A 25,892-nucleotide genomic window follows, 5' to 3' on the forward strand; every position below is an offset into this window, starting at 1 on the left:
CCCGTATGTCTACGCACCCTGCCCCCATCCTCGGCGCCCTCGCCCCCCGCCTCAACGAGCTGTCGCTGCGCGACGCGCACCGGCTCGGGCGGAGGCTGGAGGGTGCCCGGAAGATCCGTAAGCCGGAGGCGCGGGCCGCCGTGCTCGCCGAGATCGAGGCCGAGGTCGCCAAGGCCGGGGCCCGGATGGACGAGCGGCGGGCGCGCGTGCCCTCCGTCTCCTATCCCGAGCAGCTGCCGGTCAGCCAGAGGAAGGACGCGATCGCCGAGGCTATCCGCGATCACCAGGTGGTGATCGTCGCCGGTGAGACCGGGTCCGGCAAGACCACGCAGATCCCGAAGATCTGTATGGAGCTGGGGCGCGGTGTGCGCGGCATGATCGGGCACACCCAGCCGCGCAGGATCGCCGCCCGGACCGTCGCCGAGCGGGTGGCGGAGGAGCTGCGGACGCCGCTCGGGGAGGCCGTCGGCTGGAAGGTGCGGTTCACCGACCAGGTGAACCCGGACGCCACCTTCGTCAAGCTGATGACGGACGGCATCCTGCTCGCCGAGATCCAGACCGACCGCGAGCTGCGCGCCTACGACACGATCATCATCGACGAGGCGCACGAGCGGTCCCTGAACATCGACTTCCTGCTGGGGTACCTCGCGCAGCTGCTGCCGAAGCGGCCGGACCTGAAGGTCGTCATCACCTCCGCGACCATCGACCCCGAGCGGTTCTCGCGGCACTTCGGGGACGCGCCGATCATCGAGGTCAGCGGGCGGACGTATCCGGTGGAGGTGCGGTACCGGCCCCTCCTTGAGGAGGACGGGGACGACTCCGACCGGGACCAGATCACCGCCATCGTCGAGGCGGTCGAGGAGCTCCAGGCGGAGGGGCCCGGGGACATCCTGGTCTTCCTCTCCGGCGAGCGGGAGATCCGGGACACCGCCGACGCGCTGACCAAGAGGAAGTTCCGGTTCACCGAGGTGCTGCCGCTGTACGCGCGGCTCTCGCACGCCGAGCAGCACCGCGTCTTCCAGCAGCACGGCGGACGCAGGATCGTTCTGGCGACCAACGTCGCCGAGACCTCGCTGACCGTGCCGGGCATCAAGTACGTCATCGACCCCGGTTTCGCCCGCATCAGCCGCTACAGCCACCGCACCAAGGTGCAGCGGCTGCCCATCGAGCCGGTCTCGCAGGCCAGCGCCAACCAGCGCAAGGGCCGCTGCGGGCGGACCAGCGACGGCATCTGCATCCGGCTGTACTCCGAGGACGACTTCCTCGCCCGGCCGGAGTTCACGGACGCGGAGATCCTGCGGACGAACCTCGCCTCGGTCATCCTCCAGATGACCGCGGCCGGGCTCGGCGAGATCGAGAAGTTCCCGTTCATCGACCCGCCGGACCACCGCAACATCCGCGACGGTGTCCAGCTGCTCCAGGAGCTGGGCGCCCTCGACCCGGCGCAGAAGGACCCGCGCAAGCGGCTCACCGACACCGGGCGCAAGCTGGCCCAGCTCCCCGTCGACCCGCGGCTGGCCCGGATGGTGCTTGAGGCCGACCGCAACGGCTGTGTCCGCGAGGTCATGGTCATAGCCGCGGCGCTGTCCATCCAGGACCCGCGTGAGCGCCCCGCCGACAAGCAGACCCAGGCCGACCAGCAGCACGCCCGCTTCAAGGACGAGACCAGCGACTTCCTCGCCTTCCTCAACCTCTGGCGGTACGTCCGCGAGCAGCAGAAGGAGCGCGGTTCGTCGTCCTTCCGGCGGATGTGCAAGCAGGAGTACCTGAACTTCCTGCGCATCCGCGAGTGGCAGGACATCTACACGCAGCTGCGCACGGTCGCCAAGCAGATGGGCATCCACCTCAACGACGACGACGCCCCCGCCGACCGTGTCCACGTCTCCCTCCTCGCCGGTCTGCTCTCGCACGTCGGCATGAAGGACGTGAAGGACGGCAACAAGAACGACTACCTCGGCGCCCGCAACGCCAAGTTCGCGATCTTCCCCGGCTCGGCCCTGTTCAAGAAGCCGCCGCGGTTCGTGATGTCGGCGGAGCTGGTGGAGACGTCCCGGCTCTGGGCCCGCGTCAACGCGAGGATCGAACCGGAGTGGGTCGAGCCGCTCGCCCAGCACCTGATCAAGCGCACCTACAGCGAACCGCACTGGGAGAAGGACCAGGCGGCCGTGATGGCGTACGAGAAGGTCACGCTGTACGGCATCCCGATCGTCGCCCAGCGCAAGGTGAACTACGGCCGGATCGACCCCGAGGTCAGCCGGGAGCTGTTCATCCGCAACGCCCTGGTCGAGGGCGACTGGCGCACGCACCACAAGTTCTTCGCCGACAACCGCAGGCTGCTCAGCGAGGTCGAGGAGCTGGAGCACCGGGCCCGGCGCCGGGACATCGTCGTCGACGACGAGACCCTGTACGACTTCTACGAGCAGCGGGTCCCCGAACACGTCGTGTCCGGCGCGCACTTCGACTCCTGGTGGAAGCGCAAGCGCCACGAGCAGCCGGACTTCCTCGACTTCGAGCGGGCGATGCTGATCCGGGAGTCGGCGGAGGCGGTCACCAAGGCCGACTACCCCGACTCCTGGCGGCAGGGCGACCTCAAGTTCCGGGTGACGTACCAGTTCGAGCCGGGAGCGGACGCCGACGGTGTCACCGTGCACATTCCGCTCCAGGTGCTCAACCAGGTCACCGATGAGGGCTTCGACTGGCAGATCCCCGGCCTGCGGGAGGAAGTGGTCACCGAGCTGATCCGGTCCCTGCCGAAGCCGATCCGCCGCAACTACGTGCCCGCGCCGAACTTCGCCAAGCGGTTCCTGGAGCAGGCCGTGCCGCTCCAGGAACCGCTGACCGTCACCATGGCCCGCGAGTTGAAGCGGATGGTCGGCGTGCCCTTCGACGCCGAGGACTTCGACTGGGCCAGGGTGCCCGAGCATCTGCGGATCACCTTCCGGATCGTCGACGAGCGGCGCCGCAAGCTGGCCGAGGACAAGGACCTGGAGGCGCTGCGGCTCCAACTGAAGCCGAAGGCGCGGCAGGCCCTGTCGCGGGCCGCCGCGGCGACCGCCGAGCGGCAGGGCGGGCCGTCGCTGGAGCGCACGGGGCTGACGGACTGGACGATCGGCACCCTCGACCGCGTCTTCGAGACCCGCAGGGCCGGGCAGCCGGTGAAGGCGTACCCGGCGCTCGTCGACGACGGCGACACCGTCTCCGTACGCCTCTTCGACACCGAGGCCGAGCAGACGGAGGCGATGTGGCGGGGCACCCGGCGGCTGATCCTGCGGAACATCCCGGTCAACCCGGCGAAGTTCGCCAGCGACCGGCTGACGAACCCGCAGAAGCTCGCCCTGTCCGCGAACCCGCACGGCTCTACGCAGGCCCTGTTCGAGGACTGCGCCACGGCCGCCGCGGACCGGCTGATCGCGGACTTCGGGGGGCCCGTGTGGGACGAGGAGTCGTACCGGAAGCTGTACGAGAAGGTCCGCGCCGAGATCGTCGACACGACGGTCCGTACGGTGGACCAGACGCAGCAGGTCCTCGCCGCCTGGCAGGCGTGTGAGCGCCGTCTGAAGGGCGTCCGCAGCACCGCGCTGCTGGCGAACCTGGCGGACGTGCGCAAGCAGCTGGACGCGCTCGTGAGGCCGGGCTTCGTGACGGCGACGGGGCTGCGGCGGCTGCCTGACCTGATGCGCTACCTGGTGGCCGCGGACCGGCGTCTCCAGCAGATGCCGACGAACGCCCAGCGGGACACGTCGCGGATGCACAAGGTCCACGAGATGCAGGACGAGTACGCCTGGCTGCTGGAGCAGTTGCCGCAGGGGCGGCCGGTGCCGTCGTCGGTGCGGGACATCCGCTGGATGATCGAGGAGCTGCGGGTCAGCTACTTCGCGCACGCCCTCGGTACGGCGTACCCCGTCTCGGACAAACGCATCGTGAAGGCGATCGACGCGGCGGTCCCGTAGCGGTCCTCGCACGTTGAGTGAGTTCGACCAGGCGCCCGCCCTCCTGTAGAGTCCTTTCTCGCAGCGCAACGCACGAATAGCGCCGCGAAACCTGGTCCTGTGGAGCAGTTTGGAGTGCTCGCCACCCTGTCAAGGTGGAGGCCGCGGGTTCAAATCCCGTCAGGACCGCACGGAAAGTGAGAGCCCGGATCTTCGGATCCGGGCTCTCCTGCTTGTTGACGGCGTCACATTCGCTCGGTACCCAGAGAAGAGGGCGGCGTGCCCGTGCGGGCCTGCGGAGGTGGCTTATGGCGGCATCGGCGAGGCACGAGACACGGGCTCTGCTCCGCGCGCATCTGTCGGCCGCCTCGTCGTACCGGCATCTCACCCGCCACTGCCCCATCTGCCACCAGTTGCTGCGGCTGGCCCTGGAGAGCCCGCCCAGGGCGCCGGAGGGCCGCCAGGGCGAGGAGGGCGCCGAGCGGGAGCACCCCTCGGCGACCGGCTGAGATCCCAACACCCTTGCGTCCAGGGGCGGGTGGAATCCGCGCCTCCAGTAGCGCACATACGCCAGAGGCAACAAGTACTGTGGCATGTGACGGGTGTCACCGTATGAGTTTTGACCGTGGTGGTACTTACACCTCACCTACAACAGGTCAATTTAATATGTGCCATTGCACCACCCCTGACGGCACCCCAGAGGCAGCCCCCAGACTCCGACAAGGCCGCTCACGGAGCACCGCGCCCGCGCCCCGCGACCCCACCCCAGGGCACAAAAAGATCGCGCTGGACCCGGCGGAGTCCAGCGCGATCGACGACGCACCCTGTCACTTGCCCGACGACGATGGGCGGGGGCCCTGTTGGGGCAGGACCCGCGTCGCTTGGAGCTGTGTGGTTCCGGACGTCGCGGCTGATGGGGGACCGACCGCTTTGCCCGGGTATTCAGTTGTTCGGACCCCTTGGGGTCCGTTCGTGCTGTTCGGGCCCGCTAGGGCCCGGTCAGACCCGTTAGGGCCTGGTCAGACCCGTTAGGGCCTGGTCAGACCCGTTAGGGCCTGGTCAGACCCGTTAGGGCCTGGTCAGGCCTCGCTGCGCTGCTGCGGGATGCCCGCGAGCAGCGCGCGGACCTCCGCCTCGCGGTAGCGGCGGTGCCCGCCGAGCGTGCGGATCGACGTGAGCTTGCCGGCCTTCGCCCAGCGCGTGACCGTCTTCGGGTCGACGCGGAACATGGTGGCGACCTCAGCCGGGGTCAGCAGCGGCTCGGCATCAGGGGTGCGAGCGGTCATGAGCGGCCTCCTCGGGAGAACCGAACCTTCTCGGTTCTTTCCTCTAAATTCTGCACCTTGACCCGCGTTGCCCGAAATGGCGGACGCGAGTCGAGTCGGTTATAGGACGAACGGCTTGTCCTCGGCACTACAACTACACCATCTGTCCAGCCGCGTCGGCCAAACCGATGGAATTGCCCCCCCAGGCGTTCATCACCGACGGAAGCCGATGGACCATGCCATAGCGGACAGTCACGCCACTGTGACGATCAGTCACAGGACGATCAGGAGTCACGAGACCCCCCAAAGCGTGCAATGCTGAGATAGAGCCCTCCCCGGGCCCCTTGTCCTATTTTGACACGAGGGGGGGCAAGGGGCGCAAGAGCCGTGTACGTGCGGTCTGTCACGCTTGACACAAACGCCCGGATCGGGACCTACGTCCCGTCAACTCCGAGAAGAAGGTAGACCGTAGCTGTTCGTGGGTGCGGCAACCGTGACGCACATCACGTGCGCCGGATCACATCCGCCGGGACCTGCCACCCCGTCAGTTCGCGGACCGCAGATCGCGGATCGCGCGCCACCGCTCCACCAGCCGCCCGTACGCGCGCCCCGCCCGCGCCTCGTCGCCGCCGCGCAGCGCCTCGATGCCCTCGGCCACGTCGGCCGCCGAGTGGTCGCCCTCCAGCTCCCCGGCGGGCAGGGCGTGCACCAGGCCGCCGTAGTCCACCTCGACCAGGGACCGCGGGTGGAACTCCTCCAGCCAGCGGCCCACGTCCACCAGGCCGTCGATGAGCGGGCCCTCGTCCACGGCCTCCCGCAGCGCCCGCAGCCCGCGGGCGACCCGGCGCCGGGCCTGGACCATGGGGGTGCGGTAGCGCAGCACCGGCACCGGCGGTTCGTCGCCGACGTCCGCGGACCCCTTGTCGTACTCCCGCTCCTCGTCGGTCACGAGGACGAACCAGTTCAGCGGGACCTGCCAGGTCGCGGTGCGGATCCACGGGCGGGCGTCGGGGTGGTCGGCCAGCCACCGGTCGTAGTCCTGGGTGGCCTGGCGGCGCAGTACCGGCGGCAGCACGGCGTCCAGGACCGGCGGCGGGAGTTCCTCGGCGAGATCGCCCAGCGCCTGCCAGCCGCGCAGCCGGGTGCGCCAGGGGCACACGTACGTCACGCCGTCGAGGTCGAGGACGAAGGCGTCACCCGACTCGTGCACCGGCACCGGGATCGGCGGGGTGGGGATCAGGTCGGCCAGCGAGCGGCGGAGTTCGTCCTGGTACGAGGGGTGCTCGGGGTGCCGGGCGTAGCGCGCCCAGTGGGTGCGCTCGGGCTCCGGGAAGGCGGCCAGGGGCTCGTACACGCGCAGGTACGCCGCGTACGGGACGATCAACGAGGACACCTTGGGCACGCCTGCTCCCTCCCCCGCCCGCCGCCGGGGAAACCTGCCGTGGCCGCTCCGGGACGGATGGGAAATCCCCGCGAATCCTCCCATGAACGGCCGCGAGGGTACTCCGTGCGGAGGTGATCTGGACCACTCGGCGGCCTAGGCTCGGCAGCAGGCCCTAACCTCCTGCTACGGACCCCGCCACCCGTACGGAGCCCGTCCCCCAACCGCCGCTATGTACTCAGGAGTCACCACCGTGACCGACGTAACCGGCGCACCTGCTGATGTACTGCACACCCTGTTCCACTCGGACCAGGGCGGTCATGAGCAAGTCGTGCTCTGCCAGGACCGCGCCAGCGGTCTGAAGGCCGTCATCGCCCTCCACTCCACCGCTCTGGGCCCCGCCCTCGGCGGTACCCGTTTCTACCCGTACGCCAGCGAGGCGGAGGCCGTCGAGGACGCGCTGAACCTCGCGCGCGGGATGTCGTACAAGAACGCCATGGCCGGGCTGGAGCACGGCGGCGGTAAGGCCGTGATCATCGGCGATCCCGAGACGATCAAGACCGAACAGCTGCTGCTCGCCTACGGCCGGTTCGTGGCCTCGCTCGGCGGACGTTACGTCACCGCGTGCGACGTCGGCACCTATGTCGCCGACATGGACGTGGTGGCCCGCGAGTGCCGCTGGACCACCGGGCGCTCCCCGGAGAACGGCGGCGCGGGCGACTCCTCCGTGCTCACCGCCTTCGGCGTCTACCAGGGGATGCGGGCCTCCGCCCAGCACCTGTGGGGCGACCCGACGCTGCGCGGCCGCAAGGTCGGCGTCGCGGGCGTCGGCAAGGTCGGCCACCACCTGGTGGACCACCTGCGGGAGGAGGGCGCCGAGGTCGTCGTCACGGACGTCCGCGAGGCCGCCGTACGGCGGATCCTCGACCGGCACCCGGAGGGCGTCACGGCCGTCGCGGACACCGAGGCGCTGATCCGCGTCGAGGGCCTGGACATCTACGCCCCCTGCGCGCTCGGCGGCGCCCTGAACGACGACTCCGTGCCGGTGCTGACCGCCAGGGTGGTGTGCGGCGCGGCCAACAACCAGCTCGCCCACCCGGGCGTCGAGAAGGACCTCGCCGACCGCGGGATCCTCTACGCGCCGGACTACGTGGTGAACGCGGGCGGGGTCATCCAGGTCGCCGACGAACTGCACGGCTTCGACTTCGACCGGTGCAAGGCGAAGGCGTCGAGGATCTACGACACCACGCTTGCCATATTCGCACGTGCGAATTCGGACGGGATTCCGCCCGCCGCGGCGGCCGACCGGATCGCCGAGCAGCGGATGCACGAGGCCGCCGCGCAGCGCGGTTGGTGATCCCGCGGCAGGCGACTGCCGCGGGTTTGGGCGGTACCGGCCGGTGGAAGTTAGAGAGAACTCTCACTTCCACCGGCGGGTCGCCCGTCGGGAAGTGGTTAAAATCGCCACTGACCAGCGAGGACGGGGCGTCTCGCAGGTTCTGGGCGCGGGCACGTCATGCGGGCGACGTACCGTATGGGCTTGGGCTCAGGTACCGTGGAAGCCCTACGGACCGGTCTCTCCACGGAGAGCCCGTTCCAGACCATGAACGCGTGTCAAGACTCTGGGGCCGTCGAGCCCCGTCGTTGAGGGGGTCGAGCCATGGGGCGCGGCCGGGCCAAGGCCAAGCAGACGAAGGTCGCCCGCCAGCTGAAGTACAACAGCGGTGGGACTGATCTCTCACGCCTGGCCGAAGAGCTGGGCGCATCGACATCGAATCCGCCGCCGCCTAACGGCGAGCGGTTCGAAGACGATGGGCATGAAGACGACGACCTGTACTCCCGGTACGCCGACCTCTATGAGGACGACGACGAGGACGAGGGCGATCAGTCCTCAGCACACCGTCGCGGCGCTTGACCTTGCACTGAGCATTCACCCGGTCGGTGACTTCGGTCACCGACCGGGTTCTGTGCTGCCCACCGGGCGGCACGTCTCCGCTCAGCTCGCGTAGTCACCGACCAGCGCGGCGCCCGTGGGGTGCTCGCCACGGTCGGTGATCTCTCCGGCGACCCAGGCGTCCACGCCGCGGTCGGCGAGGGTCGCGAGGGCCACGTCGGTGGAGTCCTCGGGCACGATCGCGATCATGCCCACGCCCATGTTCAGGGTCTTCTCCAGCTCCAGACGCTCGACGTCGCCGGTCCGGCCGACGAGGTCGAACACCGGTGCGGGCGTCCAGGTCGAGCGGTCGACGACGGCGTGCAGCCCGTCCGGGATGACCCGGGCCAGGTTGGCCGCGAGTCCGCCGCCGGTGACATGGCTGAAGGCGTGCACCTCGGTGGTGTGGGTCAGCGCCAGGCAGTCCAGCGAGTAGATCTTCGTCGGGACCAGGAGTTCCTCGCCGAGGGTGCGGCCGAGGCCGTCGATCCGCGCGTCCAGCGACAGGCCCGCCTGGTTGAGCAGGACGTGCCGGACCAGCGAGTACCCGTTCGAGTGAAGGCCGGAGGACGCCATGGCGATCACCGTGTCACCCGTACGGATGCGATCGGGGCCAAGGAGCCGGTCGGCCTCCACGACGCCCGTGCCGGCGCCCGCCACGTCGAAGTCGTCCGGGCCCAGCAGGCCCGGGTGTTCGGCCGTCTCACCGCCGACCAGGGCGCATCCGGCCAGGACACAGCCCTCGGCGATGCCCTTGACGATCGCGGCGACCCGCTCGGGGTGGACCTTGCCGACGCAGATGTAGTCGGTCATGAAGAGCGGTTCGGCGCCGCACACCACGATGTCGTCCATCACCATGGCGACCAGGTCGTGGCCGATGGTGTCGTAGACGCCCAGCTGGCGGGCGATGTCGACCTTCGTGCCGACGCCGTCGGTGGCGGAGGCGAGCAGCGGACGCTCGTAGCGCTTGAGGGCGGAGGCGTCGAAGAGGCCGGCGAAACCGCCGAGGCCGCCGAGGACCTCGGGGCGCTGGGTCTTCCGCACCCACTCCTTCATCAGTTCCACCGCGCGGTCGCCCGCTTCGATGTCGACGCCCGCTGCTGCGTAGCTGGCACCAGTTGTCTCAGATGTCTCAGACATGGCTTTGAGAACCTTCGTGTCGTACGGCAGGTGGTGCGGGCGCCTACGGGCGGCGGATGGCGTCGGCGGCGGCCGTGGCGGCGGGCCCGGCGGCCAGCTCGGTCTCCAGCAGCTGCTTGCCGAGCAGTTCGGGGTCCGGCAGCTCCATCGGGTACTCGCCGTCGAAGCAGGCGCGGCAGAGGTTCGGCTTGGCGATGGTGGTCGCCTCGATCATGCCGTCGATGGAGATGTAGGCCAGCGAGTCGGCGCCCAGGGAGCGGCCGATCTCGTCGACCGACATGCCGTTGGCGATCAGCTCGGCGCGGGTGGCGAAGTCGATGCCGAAGAAGCAGGGCCACTTCACGGGCGGCGAGGAGATCCGGATGTGCACCTCGGCGGCGCCCGCCTCGCGGAGCATCCGGACCAGGGCGCGCTGGGTGTTGCCGCGGACGATGGAGTCGTCCACGACGACCAGCCGCTTGCCCTTGATGACTTCCTTCAGCGGGTTCAGCTTCAGGCGGATGCCGAGCTGGCGGATGGTCTGGGAGGGCTGGATGAACGTCCGTCCGACGTACGCGTTCTTGACCAGGCCCGCGCCGAAGGGGATGCCGGACGCCTCCGCGTAGCCGATGGCGGCCGGGGTGCCGGACTCCGGGGTCGCTATGACCAGGTCGGCGTCGACCGGGGCCTCCGCGGCGAGCTTGCGGCCCATCTCCACCCGGGAGAGGTAGACGTTCCGCCCGGCGATGTCCGTGTCCGGGCGGGCCAGGTACACGTACTCGAAGACACAGCCCTTGGGCTTCGCTTCCGCGAATCGGGAGGTGCGCAGACCGTTCTCGTCGATGGCGACGAACTCGCCCGGCTCGATCTCCCGGACGAAGCTGGCGCCGCAGATGTCGAGGGCGGCGCTCTCCGAGGCGACCACCCAGCCGCGCTCCAGACGGCCGAGGACCAGCGGGCGGATGCCCTGCGGGTCGCGGGCCGCGTACAGCGTGTGCTCGTCCATGAAGACGAGCGAGAACGCGCCCCTGATCTTCGGGAGGACCACGGGGGCCGCTTCCTCGACGGTCAGCGGCTTGCCGTCGTCGTCGATCTGGGCCGCGAGCAGCGCGGTCAGCAGGTCGGTGTCGTTGGTGGCGGCCACCCGGGTGGAGCGGCCGTTGTCCTTGGGCAGGTCGGCGACCATCTCGGCGAGCTGCGCCGTGTTGACCAGGTTGCCGTTGTGGCCGAGCGCGATGGAGCCGTGCGCGGTGGCACGGAACGTCGGCTGGGCGTTCTCCCACACGGAGGCGCCCGTGGTCGAGTAGCGGGCGTGTCCGACCGCGATATGACCCTGGAGCGAACCGAGCGAGGTCTCGTCGAAGACCTGGGAGACCAGGCCCATGTCCTTGAAGACGAGGATCTGGGAGCCGTTGCTGACCGCGATTCCCGCGGATTCCTGGCCCCGATGCTGGAGGGCGTAGAGCCCGAAGTACGTGAGCTTTGCGACCTCTTCGCCCGGAGCCCAGACACCGAAGACGCCACACGCGTCCTGGGGGCCTTTTTCGGCGGGAAGCAGATCGTGATTGAGTCGACCGTCACCACGTGGCACGGCACCGAGTGTAGGCGAGATCGACCACTGGTCCGAATTGGGGAATCCGGGCGCCGGATCGGTGTGAGGTTGGTCACTGTCCGGCGTTGGCGGTGACGCTGTCGCCGTTTGGGCTGGTCAGGGTGAGGGTGCGGTGGTCCAGGCGGTAGTCGGCCGGGCCGTCGAAGAGGCCGAGGAGCCGCTTCTCGGTGTCCATGAGTGAGGCGTCGCACATCCTTCGGGTGGTGGACGCCGGGCCCAGGGTGACGGTTCCGTCGCTGAACGTGGCGCGGGCGGTGACCCGGTTGCAGCCGAGGCTGCCGGTGACCCTGCCCGTGTCCTGGTCGAAGGTGAGGTGCGCCTTGCCCTCGGTGCCGGCCGGAAGGGACTGGGAGACCTCGCCGCTGCCGGTGCCGGTGACGGTGACGGTCCACCGGGTGCCGTAGAGGGCGGCGTCCTTCTCCTGCGTGAGGCGGACGGTGTCGCCGGTGCTGGTGGTGAGGGTGAGGTGGCCGTCGTCGGTGCGGGCGCTGAGGGTGTCGCCGGTGAGGGCGGCGGAGAGCCGCCGCTCGAAGTTCATCGGGGCGTCCTCGCAGGCCATCTCGGTGGACTCGGCGTCGGTGAGGCGGACACTGTCGCCGTCGACGGTGGCCCGGGCGCTGAAGTGGTTGCAGCCGAGGTTGCCCTGGGCCCGGCCGTTGTCGTCGATCCGGATCCGGGCCGAGGCGGGCGCCTCGTGGGTCGTGCCGTCGACGGTGAGGCTGTCCACGGTCCAGTGGACGCCGGTCAGGGGTGCGCTGGCGGCGGCCGAGCCGCCGCCGTCGGCCTTCTCGGTGCCGCAGGCCGCTGCCAGGGGGAGCAGCGCGAGGGCGGTGAGGGTGAGCGTGGCGGTCGTGCGGTGCGTCTGCCTGTACATGCCGATCCGACGGGGCGAGTGGGGTGGTCGGTTCCCCTCTCAGGAGAGCAGGGGCAACAGGGGGCTGAGGTCGGCGCGCTCGCCGCTGGCGCACACCTTGGCGTCGGTGACGGCGTCCTGCCAGGTCAGCCGTCCGGTGGCGAGCCTGGTCCAGGTCAGCGGGTCGGTCTCGACGACGTTCGGCGGGGTGCCGCGGGTGTGCCGGGGACCCTCGACGCACTGCACGACGGCGTAGGGCGGGATCCGCACCTCCGTCGCGCCGCCGGGCGCCTTGGCGGCGAGGGTGTCGGCGAGGAGCCGGGTGCAGGCGGCCAGGGCCTGGCGGTCGTACGGGATGTCGAGGCCGGGCACGGCGGCGTTCAGGTCGTCGGTGTGGACGACGAGTTCGACGGTGCGGGTGACGACGTAGTCCGCCAGCGGCAGCGCGCCCGCGCTGGTGGGCAGCAGCCGGGTGCCGGGGTGGGTGTCGAGGTCGGCGGTGAAGCGCCGCTCGACCTCGGCGAGGTGGGCGTCGGGGTCCGGGTGCCGGTCGGCCAGCCGCCGGGCGTGGTCGGCGATCTCCGGGGCGTCGGTGACGATCGCGGACGGCCAGTCGAGGAGGGCGCCGGTGCGCCGCGCGGGCTCGGGTTCGGCGAGCAGCCGGGACACGGCCGCCAGCGCCATCCCCACGTGCGCCACCAGTTCCCGTACGGTCCACTCCCCCAGCCGCGTCGGCAGCGCGAGCTGCTCGGGGGTGAGCGTGCGCACGGCGGCCCGGACGTGGCCGAACTGGGCGAGGACGGCGGCGCGGGTCCTGACGGGGTCGTAGGCGCGGGGGCGTTTCCTGACGGGCGGCATGGGGGTGAGCCTAGGACGTGGGGTGGTCCGGTGACGGCGAAGGCCCCGCACTGTCGTCTCGGGTGCGGGGCCTTCGTGTGCCGGGCGCCGCACTGTCGGGTGCGGGGCCTTCGTGTGCCGGGCGGTCAGGCCAGCAGGGCCGGGATCGTGCCCTCGTGGGCCGCGCGGAGTTCCGCCAGGGTGAGGGTGAACTCGCCCTGGACCTCGACCGTGTCGCCGTCGATGACGCCGATGCGGGTGGCGGGCAGGCCGCGGGCGCCGCACATGTCGTTCAGGCGGACCTCCTCCGAGCGCGGCACGGCGACGATCGCGCGGCCCGCGGACTCGGAGAGCAGGAAGGTGAACGCGTCGAGCCCGTCCGGTACGACGAGACGCGCGCCCTTGCCGCCGAGCAGCGCCGACTCCACGACCGCCTGGATCAGACCGCCGTCGGACAGGTCGTGCGCGGCGTCGACCATGCCGTCCCGGGAGGCGGAGATCAGCACCTCGGCGAGCAGCCGCTCACGCTCCAGGTCGACCTCCGGCGGCAGTCCGCCGAGGTGGTCGTGGACGACCTGCGACCAGGCCGAGCCGCCGAACTCCTCCTTGGTGTCGCCGAGGAGGTACAGCAGCTGGCCCTCCTCCTGGAAGGCGACCGGCGTGCGGCGGGCGACGTCGTCGATGACGCCGAGGACCGCGACGACCGGCGTCGGGTGGATGGCGGCCTCGCCGGTCTGGTTGTAGAGGGAGACGTTGCCGCCGGTCACCGGGGTGCCGAGCTGCTGGCAGCCGTCCGCGAGACCGCGTACCGCCTCCGCGAACTGCCACATCACCGCCGGGTCCTCCGGCGAGCCGAAGTTCAGGCAGTCGGAGACGGCGAGCGGCCTGGCGCCGGTCGTCGCCACGTTGCGGTACGCCTCCGCGAGCGCGAGCTGGGCGCCCTTGTACGGGTCCAGCTTGGCGTAGCGGCCGTTGCCGTCGGTGGCGATGGCGACGCCGAGGCCGGTCTCCTCGTCGATGCGGATCATGCCGGAGTCCTCGGGCTGGGCGAGGACGGTGTTGCCCTGCACGAAGTGGTCGTACTGGGACGTGATCCACTTCTTGGACGCCTGGTTCGGGGAGGCGACCAGCTTCAGGACCTGCGCCTTCAGCTCCTCCGCCGTCTCCGGGCGGGGCAGCTTGTCGGCGTCGTCCGCCTGGAGGGCGTCCTGCCAGGACGGGCGGGCGTAGGGGCGCTCGTAGGTCGGGCCCTCGTGGGCGACCGTGCGCGGGTCGACGTCGACGATCTTCCCGCCGTGCCAGTAGATCTCCAGGCGGTCGCCGTCGGTCACCTCGCCGATGACGGTGGCGATGACGTCCCACTTCTCGCAGATGGCGAGGAAGCGGTCCACCTTCTCCGGCTCCACCACCGCGCACATGCGTTCCTGCGACTCGGACATGAGGATCTCCTCGGGGGAGAGCGTCGAGTCGCGCAGGGGTACGTCGTCCAGGGTGACGGTCATGCCGCCGGAGCCGTTGGACGCCAGCTCGCTGGTCGCGCAGGACAGGCCCGCGGCGCCGAGGTCCTGGATGCCGACCACGAGCTTCTCCCGGAACGCCTCCAGGGTGCACTCGATGAGCAGCTTCTCCTGGAACGGGTCGCCGACCTGGACGGCGGGGCGCTTGGACGGCTTGGCGTCGTCGAAGGTCTCACTCGCCAGGATCGACGCGCCGCCGATGCCGTCGCCGCCGGTGCGGGCGCCGTACAGGATGACCTTGTTGCCCGCGCCGGACGCCTTGGCGAGGTGGATGTCCTCGTGCCGCATGACGCCGATGCACCCGGCGTTGACCAGCGGGTTGCCCTGGTAGCAGGGGTCGAAGACGACCTCGCCGCCGATGTTGGGCAGGCCCAGGCAGTTGCCGTAGCCGCCGATGCCCGCGACGACGCCCGGGAGGACGCGCTTGGTGTCGGGGTGGTCGGCGGCGCCGAAGCGCAGCGGGTCGACGACGGCGACCGGGCGGGCGCCCATCGCGATGATGTCGCGGACGATGCCGCCGACGCCGGTCGCGGCGCCCTGGTAGGGCTCCACGTACGACGGGTGGTTGTGCGACTCCACCTTGAAGGTGACGGCGTAGCCCTGGCCGACGTCGACGACGCCCGCGTTCTCGCCGATGCCGACGAGGAGGGCGTCGTTCTCCGGGGCCTTCTCGCCGAACTGGCGCAGGTGGACCTTGCTGCTCTTGTACGAGCAGTGCTCGGACCACATCACGGAGTACATGGCGAGTTCCGCGCCGGTGGGGCGGCGGCCGAGGATCTCCACGACCCGCTCGTACTCGTCCTTCTTCAGGCCGAGTTCGGCCCAGGGCAGCTCGACGTCGGGGGTCGCGGCCGCGTGCTCGACCGTGTCCAGAGGCGTCCTGCTCATGCGGTGACCAGCTTCTTGAGGATCGAGGTGAAGAAGGGGAGGCCGTCGGTGCGGCCGGTGCCGACCAGCGGCTCCACGGCGTGCTCCGGGTGCGGCATCAGGCCGACGACGTTGCCCGCCTCGTTGGTGATGCCGGCGATGTCGTTGAGCGAGCCGTTGGGGTTGAAGTCGAGGTAGCGGAAGGCGACGCGGCCCTCGGCCTCCAGCTGGTCCAGCGTGTACTGGTCGGCGACGTAGCGGCCGTCCATGTTCTTGAGCGGGATGTGGATCTCCTGCCCGCTCTCGTAGTCGCTGGTCCAGGCGGTGGACGCGTTCTCCACCCGGAGCTTCTGGTCGCGGCAGATGAAGTGCAGGTGGTCGTTGCCGAGCATCCCGCCGGGCAGCAGGTGGGCCTCGGTGAGGACCTGGAAGCCGTTGCAGATGCCGAGCACCGGCAGTCCGGCCTTCGCCTGCTCGATGACGGTCTCCATCACCGGCGAGAAGCGGGAGATGGCCCCGGCGCGCAGATAGTCGCCGTAGGAGAAACCGCCGGGAAGGACGACCGCGTCGACCTGCCTGAGGTCCTTGTCCTTGTGCCAGAGGGCTACGGGTTCGGCACCCGCGAGCCGGATCGCGCGCTGTGTGTCCCGGTCGTCGAGGCTGCCCGGGAAAGTGACGACGCCAATACGAGCGGTCACTTCACGGCCTCCGCGACTTCCTCCACCTTCACGGTGAAGTCCTCGATCACGGTGTTGGCGAGGAAGGATTCCGCCAGCTCGTGGATGCGGGCGAGCAGGGCTTCGTCGACCGGTCCGTCCACTTCCAGTTCGAAACGCTTTCCCTGACGTACGTCGGAGATGCCGTCGAAACCCAGACGCGGCAGTGCGCGCTGCACCGCCTGGCCCTGGGGGTCGAGGATCTCCGGCTTGAGCATGACGTCGACTACGACGCGTGCCACTGGCACTCCCGGTGGTGTGGTGCTGAGCAGGTTCCTGCCACTGGCTTCAGACAGGTGCCTTCAGACTACCCGCACAAAATTTCTACGCGCGTCGCCTTGGAGGAACCTACGTGACGCTCACCACGACCTCACGGAAGCCCCGCAGGTGGGAGAAGAGTTCCGGAAAAGATCCCGGATCGACACCCGGTACCTATTGCGCGCGGACACGCGGGAAGATTTAGTCGAGCTTCACATCGCATTGTCGGGCACTGTACAAATGAATTGTCACCGTGCCGTACGAAGGGACCGATATTCGTGGCGCAGAAGGTCGTGGTCACTCTCTTCGACGACATCGACGGCTCGGAAGCGGCGGAAACGATCGCCTTCGGACTCGACGGCAAGTCGTACGAGATCGACCTGAATGAAGCCAATGCCAGCAAACTGCGGAAGGCGCTCGCGCCGTACGTGGAGGCCGGCCGTAAGCGGGCGAAGTCGGGCAAGGCCTATCGGCAGACGGAGGTCGCCCCCGACCCGGCGGCGGTGCGCGCCTGGGCCCAGGCCAACAAGATGGACGTCCCCGCGCGCGGGCGGATCCCCAAGAAGGTCTACGAGGCGTTCGCGGCGGCCCGTTGAGCCGCGACACCCGGTCAGCCACCCCCTGCGGCAACCGACTTGCGCGGCACCCCTGGTGATCAGCTAAAGTCTGGAGCACGCCGCAGGGCGGGGCCGAAGGGCCCAGCTCACGGAGCGTGCGGGTGTAGTTCAGTAGTAGAACATCCCCCTTCCAGGGGGAAGGCGCAGTGTGCAATTCCTGTCACCCGCTCCGCATCGCCGGTCTGACCACTCCTGTGGATCAGGTAGGCTGGTGCTCGCACCGAACAGTGAAAGCTGTTCGGGCGCAGTGCGGACGTAGCTCAGTTGGTAGAGCGCAACCTTGCCAAGGTTGAGGTCGCGAGTTCGAGCCTCGTCGTCCGCTCCAGTTCACAGAAGGACCCGGTCCATTGGACCGGGTCCTTCTGTATGTCGCGGGGCCTTCCCCATGTCGGGGTCGCGGCTTCTGACATTTGTCATGGGGAGCGGTGACAGCGCGCACTGCCGTCCGGAAGCGGGCGCCGGAACGCTTGGGGCATGACGACAAGCGGACACGAGAACGTGATCGAGGTCACTGACCTGCGGCGCGTCTACGGGGGCGGGTTCGAGGCCGTACGCGGGGTGACGTTCCACGTGAAACATGGCGAGGTCCTCGCGCTGCTCGGCACCAACGGCGCGGGCAAGACCTCCACGGTGGAGCTGCTGGAGGGGCTCGCGGCACCGGCCGGAGGGCGAGTGCGGGTGCTCGGGCACGATCCCTACCGGGAGCGGGCCGCCGTACGGCCGCGCACCGGGGTGATGTTGCAGGAGGGCGGGTTCCCCTCCGAGCTGACCGTCGCGGAGACGGTGCGGATGTGGGCGGGCTGTACGAGCGGGGCGCGGCCCGGTGCGGAGGCGCTCGCGCTGGTCGGGCTGGCGGAGAAGGACGGCGTACGGGTCAAGCAGTTGTCCGGGGGAGAGCGGCGGCGGCTGGATCTGGCGCTCGCGCTGCTCGGCGAACCCGAGGTGCTCTTCCTCGACGAGCCGACGACCGGACTGGACGCCGAAGGGCGCCGGGCCACCTGGGAGTTGGTCCGCGCCCTGCGGGACGCCGGTACGACGGTGCTGCTGACCACGCACTACCTGGAGGAGGCGGAGAGCCTCGCCGACCGGCTGGCCATCCTGCACGAGGGGCGGATCGCCGCCGCCGGGACACCGGCCGAGGTGACCGCGGACCGGCCCTCCCGGATCTCCTTCGAGCTGCCCGAGGGGTACTTCGTGGGCGATCTGCCACCCCTCGACGCATTGGGCGTGTGTGGGCACGAGACGCGGGGGCGGGTCGTCCGGCTGCGGACCTTCGCGTTGCAGCGCGCGGCGACCGGGCTGCTGCGGTGGGCGGAGGCCGCCCGGGTCGAACTGCGGGGGCTGGACATGCGGTCGGCCTCGTTGGAGGAGGCGTTCCTGAGCATCGCGCGGGAGGCCGCGGGCGGCGCTGCCGCCGGTGCCGTCGAGGACAAGGAGTACGTGCGTTGAACGGTGCCGTCACCACCCCCGGGGGCCGGATGGCCGCCCTCGCGCGGGCCGAGCTGACCCTGTTCGGGCGGAGCAGGGGCTCGGTGCTCACGGCGCTGCTGGTGCCGCTCGCGCTGCCGTTCACCCTGCGCTCGGCCACGGCGGAGATGGACCTCGCGGAGGCCGGGCTCACGGTCGGGCTGGTGCTGCTGCCCGCCTCGATCGGGTTCTCGCTGCTGTTCGCGGTGTACGGCACGCTGGTCGCCGTCTACACCTCCCGGCGTGAGGAGCTGGTACTCAAACGGCTGCGGACCGGTGAGCTGCGGGACGCCGAGATCATGGCCGGGGCGGCGCTGCCCGCCGTCGTGACCGGGCTGGCACAGTCGCTGCTGCTGGTGGCCGGGTGCGCGCTGCTCCTTGACCTGCCCACGCCGCAGGCTCCGCACCTGGCGGTGCTGGGGCTGCTGTTGGGGCTGCCGCTGTGCGCGGCGCTCGCCGCGGCCACCTCGGCGATGACCCGGACGGTGGAGAGCGCTCAGGTCACCACGTTGCCGCTGGTGTTCGGCTCGATGATCGGCTCCGGGATCGCCGTACCGCTGGAGCTGCTGCCGGACCGGGTGGCCTCGGTGTGCGAACTGCTGCCGCTGTCCCCCGTCATCACGTTGGTGCGGGGCGGCTGGACCGGGAGCCTGTCGGGGTTCGAGGCGCTGGGGGCGGCGGCGACCGCGCTGGCCTGGACGGGGGTCGCGGTGTTTGCTGTACGGCGGTGGTTCCGGTGGGAGCCGCGGCGCTGAGACGGGGCGTTCGGGAGTGCGGAGGACCGGGGAGTTGAGCACGGGCGTGGGTACGGCAGAGGGCTGGTGGCGGCGGAAGAGCACCCCGGCCCAGGTGGAGACGTACACCCGGTGGTCGTTCCACTTCTTCACGGTGATCGAGGTCGCCACGGCCGGGCTGCCCGCCGTCGGACTGACGGGGCCGCGCCTCGGCGGGCTGCTGCTGGCGATGGTGCTGGTCCACGCCGTACTGGGCGGGGTGACCGCGTCACGGGCGCTGGACTGGACCCGTGGGCGGCGGGACCAGCCCGTGCGGCTGCTGTGGGCGCTGGGGGTGGTCACCGCGGTGATCGGGGTCGCGGCGGTCTGGATCTCGGAGCACGGTCCGCGGGGCGAGGACGTCGACGGGGCGACCAGCGCGGTCTTCTCGGCCGTGGTCGTCTTCGGCGCGGGGCTGCTCGCGCTCGGGGTGCGGTCGCGGGCGCGGGTCTTCGGGCTGGTGGCGGGGTTCGCGGCCGGGACCGGGGTGGTGTCGTTCACGCTCGGGCTTTCCGCGGCCCACGCGCTGGTGTCCTCGCTCGCGATGCTGGTAGGTGGCGGCTTCCTCGCCTTCACGTCCGTCTTCTCCGTCTGGCTGCTCAACGCCGTCTACGCCCTCGACGAGGCCCGGGAGACCCGGACCCGGCTCGCGGTCGCCGAGGAGCGGCTGCGGTTCGGGCGCGATCTGCACGACGTCATGGGGCGCAACCTCGCGGTGATCGCCCTGAAGAGCGAGCTGGCGGTGCAGTTGGCACGGCGTGGGCGGCCGGAGGCGGTGGAGCAGATGGTCGAGGTCCAGCGGATCGCGCGGGAGTCGCAGCGCGAGGTGCGGGACGTCGTACGGGGGTACCGCGAGGCCGACCTGGAGGTGGAGATCGCCGGGGCGCGGGGGGTGCTCACGGCGGCGGGCATCGAGTGCGCGGTGTCACAGGTGCCGGGCGGGCTGCCCGGCGAGGTGCAGTCGGCGTTGGCGTGGGTGGTGCGGGAGGCGACGACGAACGTGCTGCGGCACGGGGACGCCCAACGGTGTGACGTGGGGTTGCGGATGCGGGAGGGACGGGTGGTACTGACGGTGGAGAACGACGGCGTGGGCGAGGGCTCGCGGGGCGCGGGCGGTGGTTCGGGGCTCGCGGGGCTGCGGGAGCGGTTGGCCGTGGTGGGCGGTTCGTTGGTGGCGGGCGTCGGTGACGGGGACGCGTTCCGGCTGGTGGCCGAGGTGCCGGTCCGGATGGCCGGGGAGGCGACGGCGTGACGGTGCGGTTGCTGCTCGCCGACGACGAGCACCTCATCCGGGGGGCGCTGGCCACGCTGCTGTCCCTGGAGGAGGACCTCGTGGTCGTCGCCGAGGCGGCGAGCGGGCCGGAGGCGCTGGCGATGGCGCGGGCGCACCGGCCCGACGTGGCCGTGCTGGATCTCCAGATGCCCGGCGCGGACGGTGTGAAGGTCGCCACATCGCTGCGCGCGGAACTGCCCGGCTGCCAGGTGCTGATCGTGACCAGTCACGGGCGGCCGGGGCATCTGAAGCGGGCGCTCGCGGCGGGCGTGCGCGGGTTCGTGCCGAAGACGGTCAGCGCCGAGCGGCTCGCGGAGATCATCCGTACGGTGCACGGTGGAAACCGTTACGTCGACCCCGAGTTGGCCGCCGACGCGATCGCCGCCGGGGACTCGCCGCTGACCGCGCGGGAGGCGGAGGTGCTGGAGCTGGCGGCCGACGGGGCGCCGGTCGCGGAGATCGCCGCGCGGGCGGCGCTGTCGCAGGGGACGGTGCGGAACTACCTGTCGTCGGCCGTGTCGAAACTCGGGGTGGAGAACCGGCATACGGCGGTCCGGCTCGCCCGCGAGCGAGGTTGGGTATAGTTGCTCTCGCGCCACGGCGCTACGCGGACGTAGCTCAGTTGGTAGAGCGCAACCTTGCCAAGGTTGAGGTCGCGAGTTCGAGCCTCGTCGTCCGCTCGTTGTGAAACCCCGGTCCACTGGACCGGGGTTTCGTCGTTCCCTAGCTCCAGTTGGTGCCCGTCAGACGCTCGTACGCCTCCACGTACTTGGCGCGGGTCGCCGTGACGACCTGCTCGGGCAGCGCGGGCGGGGGCTGCTCGCTCCCGCGGTCCCAGCCGGACTCGGCGGAGGTCAGCCAGTCACGGACGTACTGCTTGTCGTACGACGGCTGTGCGCGGCCCGGCTGCCACTGGTCGGCGGGCCAGAAGCGGGAGGAGTCCGGGGTGAGGACCTCGTCGGCGAGGATCAGCTCGTCGCCCGCGAAGCCGAACTCGAACTTGGTGTCGGCGAGGATGATCCCGCGGTCCCTGGCGATGTCCCGGGCCCGGCTGTAGACGGCGAGGGTGGCCTGCCGCAGCTGGGCGGCGGTCTCGGCGCCGACCTGGCGGGCGACCTCCTCGTAGGAGACGTTCTCGTCGTGCTCGCCGACCTCCGCCTTGGTCGCGGGCGTGAAGATCGGGGCGGGCAGTTCGGAGCCGTCGACCAGCCCCTCGGGGAGGGCGAGGCCACAGACCGTACGGCTCTGCTGGTACTCGGCGAGGCCCGAGCCGGTGAGGTAGCCGCGGGCCACGCACTCGACCGGGACCATCCGCAGGGACTTGCAGACCAGGGTGCGGCCCGCCCAGTCGGCGGGGGCGCCCGCGGGGAGTTCGGTGCTCAGGACATGGCTGGGGACCAGGTCGGCGAGCTGGTCGAACCACCACAGGGAGAGCTGGGTGAGGACGCGGCCCTTGTCGGGGATCTCGGTGGGCAGCACCCAGTCGTAGGCGGAGATGCGGTCGCTGGCGACCATCACGAGGTCGCCCGCCTCGTTCTGGTACAGCTCGCGCACCTTTCCGGTGTGCAGGTGCACCAGACCCGGAACCTGACTCGGTTCGGGCTTTTCGACGAATCCGGACACGGTTCCTCCCCGTGGTTCTGTCCAATGGGTCGATTGTCCCGTACAGGGACGTGCTCACGGACGGCGGGTCAGTCGCGTTTGCAGATGCGGTCGAGGAGGTTCGCGGTGGCGCGCTGGACACGGGGGTCGACGTGCCCCGGGCGGTCCAGGGACGGCGTCCACGCGAAGGTTCCGGACGCGAACACCCAGGCGCCTGAGGGGGCGCGGTAGAGGGACGTCTCCTGGTGGCGGCGGACGCCGTCTGCGTCGGCGTACGGGGAGTGGGCGAGCAGGACGCGCTCGTCGTGGTCGGGGAGCGGCGCGCGGGGGAAGTAGCGGTCGGCCTCGCCCGCCACCAGGCCGTCGATCGCGTCGCCCTCGTGGGCGCCGGTGGCCTCCCACAGCCAGTGGTCGGCGTTGCGGACGATCAGGGGGTGCGGCGCGGGGACCGGGCCCTGGTACTGGATGCCGAGCAGGTGCTGCTCGGCGCGGTCGATCTCCCGCCACAGCACCGGCCTGCCGGGACCCCGGCGTTTGCGGCAGGTCAGCAGGCGGTCGGGGACGCCGGAGGGGGACTGGCCCAGCTCCACCTGCCAGTACAGGGTGTTGGCGGAGAGGAAGACCAGGGACGTGCCGTGGTCGCGGGCGCGTTCGACGGCGCCGCGCATGGGGGCCGACCAGTGTTCGTCGCGGCCCGGGAAGACCAGCCCGCGGTAACGGGTGGGGTCGACGTGGCCGGAGTGCAGGTCGCGGGCCTCGGCGTAGGCGAGGTCGTAGCCGTAGCGCTCGGCCCAGCGGACGAAGTCGTAGGCGTGCCCGATGTGCAGCGGCAGGCCCGCGCCCGCGTACGGGCGGTCGAAGGAGACGGTGGTCGCGGCGTCGGCCTCGCCGAGCAGCCGGCCCTCCTCGTCCCAGGCGTGGTAGAGGCTGGCGCCGGTGCGGCCGTCCTCCGGGTAGAGGTTGTACGCCTGCCAGGTCACGTCCGGCAGCACCAGGAGCAGGTCGGCCGGGTGGTCGTCGCGGACCGTGAAGGGGACGTGGGAGCGGTAGCCGTCGGCGGTGGTGAGGACGGCGACGTACGCGCCGACGTTCCAGTACGACGGGATCTGGAGCCGCCAGGAGAGCCACCAGTGGTGGCAGGAGACCGTGCGGTCGGCGGTGAGCGGCGGGGGCTGGACGATCCCGGAGAGGCGGGGACTTGAGGTGATCTTGGCGGCGCCGTCACCGGCGTAGTGGCCGATGCGGTAGACGTCGACGGCGAACTCCTGCGGCGGGTCGACGGTGACGTGGAAGTCGATGGCGTCGCCCGGGGTGACCGCGCCGGTGGCGGTGAAGCCCTTGATCTGGCGGTGGACGTCGTCGGCGGCACGGGGGAACGGGATCCGGGGCGTGGCGGGGTCGGGCCGCGGGGAGTGGGGGTCGGTGGAGGGAGCGGGGCGGTCCACGTACCAGGGGACGGTGCGACCGGTGTCGTCGTCGTGCGTCACGCTGCCGCGGAGCCAGGGGACCGGGCCCTGGCCGAAGGGGTCCGTCGCGGCGTGTGCCAGCGCGCCCGACTCCCAGCGGCGGATCTTGTCCGACCCCATGGTCGCGTCCCTCCCTTGCCCCCGTGGGTGTGGTGTGACACGAGCGTCAGGCGTCGGCTGTCGTAGGTCGTACGCCTTTGCCGTGTGCGCGTTCGGTCCCAGCACATCACATTGCGCACGCGCTCTGTCACTGGTCGTTGCGAATTGACCGAAAGTGGAATGAGGAGTTCCGGTGAGGGCCCCGGTGCTGAGGGAGGCGCGGGCGGTCAGACGAGGCGGACCGGTTTCTCGGGGCGTATCCCCGTCTCCGTCAGCCACTCGCGCAGCGGGGTCGGGTCGCCGTCCTCCAGGAGGCTGAGGACTCTCGGGGTGAGGTCGGCGGCGCGTTCGCCCTTGAGGAGGAGGGCGGGGCCGTCGAGCCAGTCGAGGCCCGGGGTGGCGCCCGCGGTGTCCATGGCGGCGCAGCACACCATCGCCGTGACGTGGTCGGCGAGCAGTTCGCGTGGGGTGCGGGGTGGCTGGAGGGGGAAGAGGGGGAGGGCACCGTCGCCCCACAGGTCGGGGTCGGGGGAGCCCGCGGTCCCGGCGGGGCCGGTGCCAGCCGGGGTCGGGGCGTGCGCCGCCGCGGCGGCTTCCTCGCGGGCCAGCTCGGCGCCGAGGCCTTCGGCGAGGGCGACGCAGCGGGTGGTGGTGGAAGCGGGGGTGGGTGCTGAAGGGGCGGGGGCGGGGTCAGGGGTGGGGGCGGGGTCAGGGGTGGGGGCGGGGTCAGGGGTGGGGGCGGGGTCGGGGGCGGGGACGGGGTCAGGGGCGGGGGCGGGGGCGGGGTCGGCGTCGGCCTTGGTTCCGGGGGGTGCGGCCTCCGCTCCGGGGTACGCCGCCCCCGGCGAGCCGTCCTCCCCCGCGTACTCGCGCGCCGCCAGGTGGTCGACGATGCGGGCCAGCGTGGGGCCCGCGGAGGCCGCGGTGGCGCGGCGGACGCCGAGGGTGTCCAGGACGCGGTGGAGCCGGGCCGCGTCGGTGCGCCACTTGCGGTCGACGACCTCGTCCGGATAGTCGTCCCACTCCACCGGCGCCCAGTCGGGCCCGGGACCGGCGGGCCCGCCGTGGAAGAGCCGGGCGGCGAGGAGCGACGCGGCCTCGTCCACCGTGCCGGGCTCTTCGAGCAGGTCACAGGCGGGACGCTCCCCCAGCCGGGAGGCGAACCCCTCGGCCAGCCGGTCCCGTCGGGACAGTTCCGTGAGGGCGGCGACGACGCCCGCGTCCAGCCGGGACGGCCAGCGGCCCATCCGCCAGGCGGGCAGCGCGACCCGGGTCAGCAGCCGGTCCCAGCCCGCGTAGGCCAGGCCGACCTGTTCCTGGGCGACGATCCGCAGCCCGTAGTCCACCCCCTGGGCGCGCTCGGCCGCCGCGGCGGCGACCCCGCGCTCCATCTCGGCCGCGTGTTCCCGGCAACTGCGCAGCAGCAGCCGCGCCACCCAGCCGACGCCCGCGTACAGCGGACGCAGCACGGGCCGGGTCCTGGCACCCCGGTCGGGCTCCGCGACGGCGGCGACCGCCGCGTCCAGGCCCCGGAGGAAACGCCGGGCCGCGGCTATGTCGGGGTGTGCCGACGGTCCCGTACCCGCGACGACCGGGGCGAGGACCGCGCGCAGTTCGCCCACGCGCATCCACCACAGGAACGGGGAGCCGATGACGAGGACCGGGGCGGCGCTCGAACGGCGCGGGCCGCGCGCCGGGGCGCGCTGGTCGTCGGGCGGGCCGTGCGCCGGATGGGTGCGGTCCTCCAGCCAGCTGTCGCAGTCCGGGGTGAGCGCTATGGCCGAAGGGGCGGGCACGTCGAGGCGGTCGGCGAGGTCACGGACCATCCGGTACAGGTCGGGGGCGGCCTCCTCGGCGATCGGGACGGTCGGGCTCAGGGCGGGCCGGGCCCGCGCGATGACCAGCGCGATACCGCCCGCGGCCAGTAGCACGACCGCCGCGGCCAGGCCCACGGCCCACCGGGCGGCGTCCCAGCCGTGGCCGACGAGGTGGCCGGTGGAGCCGCCCGCGAACAGGATCACGGCCGCGGCGGCGGGCAGCAGTGCCACGGCCAGCGCCCGGCTGCGCACCCGCAGCACGGCCAGGGCCCGGGCACGCGCGGACTGCGCGACCACCTCCACACCCATACCGGTCACGACCGGACGTCACCCCCTCCCTGCTGTCGTGTACGACGACTCGTACGACGGCACGTACGGCGGCAGCCACGGCGCCCGCCGTGACGCTGTCCGTCACGGTGACCGCCGCCGACTGCCCTGGCGTTGCTCACTCCCCCACTGTGGCACCCGTCACTGACATCGCAATGCCGGTG

Annotated in this window: 21 protein-coding genes and 4 tRNA genes; 13 read left to right on the forward strand and 12 right to left on the reverse strand. The window is 71.3% G+C overall.

All coding sequences use genetic code 11. From position 1 onward, the window contains the following. Nucleotides 1-5 precede the first annotated feature (5 nt). From hrpA to ABZ659_RS18425, 3 genes are all read left to right on the forward strand, one after another. Entirely contained in the window at nt 6-3,950 is a 3,945-nt protein-coding gene (gene hrpA, locus ABZ659_RS18415; RefSeq protein ID WP_360220628.1) for an ATP-dependent RNA helicase HrpA, read from the forward strand. Nucleotides 3,951-4,043: 93 nt separating this feature from the next. After that, nucleotides 4,044-4,118, forward strand: a tRNA-Asp gene (locus ABZ659_RS18420). Nucleotides 4,119-4,237: 119 nt separating this feature from the next. Beyond that, nucleotides 4,238-4,438: a DUF6274 family protein gene (locus ABZ659_RS18425; protein WP_360220631.1), complete on the forward strand. Its 201-nt coding sequence runs from the start codon at nt 4,238-4,240 to the stop codon at nt 4,436-4,438. Between the two features lie 570 nt (nt 4,439-5,008). Here ABZ659_RS18425 and bldC read toward each other — a convergent pair. Both bldC and ABZ659_RS18435 read right to left on the reverse strand, forming a co-directional pair. Further along, complete coding sequence (bldC, locus tag ABZ659_RS18430; protein ID WP_003949541.1) at nt 5,009-5,215, reverse strand: developmental transcriptional regulator BldC; 207 nt, start codon at nt 5,213-5,215, stop codon at nt 5,009-5,011. A gap of 523 nt (nt 5,216-5,738) precedes the next feature. Further along, nucleotides 5,739-6,596: a hypothetical protein gene (locus ABZ659_RS18435; RefSeq protein WP_360220634.1), complete on the reverse strand. Its 858-nt coding sequence runs from the start codon at nt 6,594-6,596 to the stop codon at nt 5,739-5,741. Nucleotides 6,597-6,828: 232 nt separating this feature from the next. On the opposite strand from ABZ659_RS18435, the gene ABZ659_RS18440 reads away from it, so the two are divergent. Together ABZ659_RS18440 and ABZ659_RS18445 are read left to right on the forward strand one after the other, a co-directional pair. Next, complete coding sequence (locus ABZ659_RS18440; RefSeq protein WP_360220637.1) at nt 6,829-7,932, forward strand: Glu/Leu/Phe/Val dehydrogenase dimerization domain-containing protein; 1,104 nt, start codon at nt 6,829-6,831, stop codon at nt 7,930-7,932. Between the two features lie 303 nt (nt 7,933-8,235). Then, nucleotides 8,236-8,490, forward strand: coding sequence for a DUF3073 domain-containing protein (locus tag ABZ659_RS18445; protein WP_360220640.1), 255 nt, complete (start codon nt 8,236-8,238; stop codon nt 8,488-8,490). Nucleotides 8,491-8,571: 81 nt separating this feature from the next. Here the strand turns inward: ABZ659_RS18445 and purM are convergent, their stop codons facing one another. From purM to purS, 7 genes are all read right to left on the reverse strand, one after another. Next, a complete protein-coding gene (purM, locus tag ABZ659_RS18450) occupies nt 8,572-9,648 on the reverse strand; it encodes a phosphoribosylformylglycinamidine cyclo-ligase (protein WP_360220643.1) in 1,077 nt (358 codons plus the stop codon). Between the two features lie 43 nt (nt 9,649-9,691). After that, entirely contained in the window at nt 9,692-11,218 is a 1,527-nt protein-coding gene (gene purF, locus ABZ659_RS18455; RefSeq protein WP_360220646.1) for an amidophosphoribosyltransferase, read from the reverse strand. Between the two features lie 73 nt (nt 11,219-11,291). Next, nucleotides 11,292-12,113 (reverse strand): META domain-containing protein, encoded by an 822-nt coding sequence (locus ABZ659_RS18460; RefSeq protein ID WP_360220649.1) that lies wholly within the window; start codon nt 12,111-12,113, stop codon nt 11,292-11,294. Nucleotides 12,114-12,152: 39 nt separating this feature from the next. Then, complete coding sequence (locus ABZ659_RS18465; protein ID WP_360220652.1) at nt 12,153-12,950, reverse strand: sterol carrier family protein; 798 nt, start codon at nt 12,948-12,950, stop codon at nt 12,153-12,155. A 125-nt stretch (nt 12,951-13,075) separates the two neighbouring features. Then, nucleotides 13,076-15,334, reverse strand: a complete 2,259-nt coding sequence (gene purL, locus ABZ659_RS18470; protein ID WP_360220655.1) for a phosphoribosylformylglycinamidine synthase subunit PurL — start codon at nt 15,332-15,334, stop codon at nt 13,076-13,078. Continuing rightward, complete coding sequence (gene purQ / locus ABZ659_RS18475) at nt 15,331-16,011, reverse strand: phosphoribosylformylglycinamidine synthase subunit PurQ (RefSeq protein WP_360220658.1); 681 nt, start codon at nt 16,009-16,011, stop codon at nt 15,331-15,333. The genes purL and purQ overlap by 4 nt, the downstream gene beginning before the upstream one ends. Further along, nucleotides 16,008-16,271: a phosphoribosylformylglycinamidine synthase subunit PurS gene (purS, locus tag ABZ659_RS18480; RefSeq protein WP_360220661.1), complete on the reverse strand. Its 264-nt coding sequence runs from the start codon at nt 16,269-16,271 to the stop codon at nt 16,008-16,010. Before purS ends, purQ begins: the two co-directional genes overlap by 4 nt. Nucleotides 16,272-16,565: 294 nt before the next feature. On the opposite strand from purS, the gene ABZ659_RS18485 reads away from it, so the two are divergent. The 8 genes from ABZ659_RS18485 to ABZ659_RS18520 all read left to right on the forward strand — a co-directional run bounded on the left by ABZ659_RS18485 (nt 16,566) and on the right by ABZ659_RS18520 (nt 21,097). Then, nucleotides 16,566-16,883: an Lsr2 family protein gene (locus tag ABZ659_RS18485; RefSeq protein ID WP_360220664.1), complete on the forward strand. Its 318-nt coding sequence runs from the start codon at nt 16,566-16,568 to the stop codon at nt 16,881-16,883. Nucleotides 16,884-17,001: 118 nt separating this feature from the next. Further along, nucleotides 17,002-17,073, forward strand: a tRNA-Gly gene (locus tag ABZ659_RS18490). Nucleotides 17,074-17,153: 80 nt separating this feature from the next. Next, a tRNA-Gly gene (locus tag ABZ659_RS18495) sits at nt 17,154-17,229 on the forward strand. Between the two features lie 149 nt (nt 17,230-17,378). Next, on the forward strand, nt 17,379-18,353 hold the full coding sequence (locus ABZ659_RS18500) for an ABC transporter ATP-binding protein (protein WP_360220667.1): 975 nt from the start codon (nt 17,379-17,381) through the stop codon (nt 18,351-18,353). Next, nucleotides 18,350-19,126, forward strand: coding sequence for an ABC transporter permease (locus ABZ659_RS18505; protein WP_360220670.1), 777 nt, complete (start codon nt 18,350-18,352; stop codon nt 19,124-19,126). Before ABZ659_RS18500 ends, ABZ659_RS18505 begins: the two co-directional genes overlap by 4 nt. Before the next feature lie 46 nt (nt 19,127-19,172). Continuing rightward, nucleotides 19,173-20,396, forward strand: a complete 1,224-nt coding sequence (locus ABZ659_RS18510; RefSeq protein ID WP_360220673.1) for a histidine kinase — start codon at nt 19,173-19,175, stop codon at nt 20,394-20,396. 2 nt (nt 20,397-20,398) lie between these two features. Next, on the forward strand, nt 20,399-21,001 hold the full coding sequence (locus ABZ659_RS18515; protein WP_360221001.1) for a response regulator transcription factor: 603 nt from the start codon (nt 20,399-20,401) through the stop codon (nt 20,999-21,001). 23 nt (nt 21,002-21,024) lie between these two features. Continuing rightward, nucleotides 21,025-21,097 (forward strand) — tRNA-Gly (locus ABZ659_RS18520). A 43-nt stretch (nt 21,098-21,140) separates the two neighbouring features. On the opposite strand, the gene ABZ659_RS18525 is transcribed toward ABZ659_RS18520, so the two are convergent. The 3 genes from ABZ659_RS18525 to ABZ659_RS18535 all read right to left on the reverse strand — a co-directional run bounded on the left by ABZ659_RS18525 (nt 21,141) and on the right by ABZ659_RS18535 (nt 25,710). Further along, nucleotides 21,141-22,040 (reverse strand): phosphoribosylaminoimidazolesuccinocarboxamide synthase, encoded by a 900-nt coding sequence (locus tag ABZ659_RS18525; RefSeq protein WP_360220676.1) that lies wholly within the window; start codon nt 22,038-22,040, stop codon nt 21,141-21,143. A 68-nt stretch (nt 22,041-22,108) separates the two neighbouring features. Continuing rightward, nucleotides 22,109-23,605, reverse strand: coding sequence for a N,N-dimethylformamidase beta subunit family domain-containing protein (locus ABZ659_RS18530; protein ID WP_360220679.1), 1,497 nt, complete (start codon nt 23,603-23,605; stop codon nt 22,109-22,111). A 206-nt stretch (nt 23,606-23,811) separates the two neighbouring features. After that, nucleotides 23,812-25,710, reverse strand: coding sequence for a hypothetical protein (locus ABZ659_RS18535; RefSeq protein WP_360221004.1), 1,899 nt, complete (start codon nt 25,708-25,710; stop codon nt 23,812-23,814). Between the last annotated feature and the right edge of the window lie 182 nt (nt 25,711-25,892).

Origin of the sequence: Streptomyces sp. NPDC006997 (assembly GCF_040635175.1) — a bacterium.
In the GTDB taxonomy this organism is placed as follows: Bacteria; Actinomycetota; Actinomycetes; order Streptomycetales; family Streptomycetaceae; genus Streptomyces.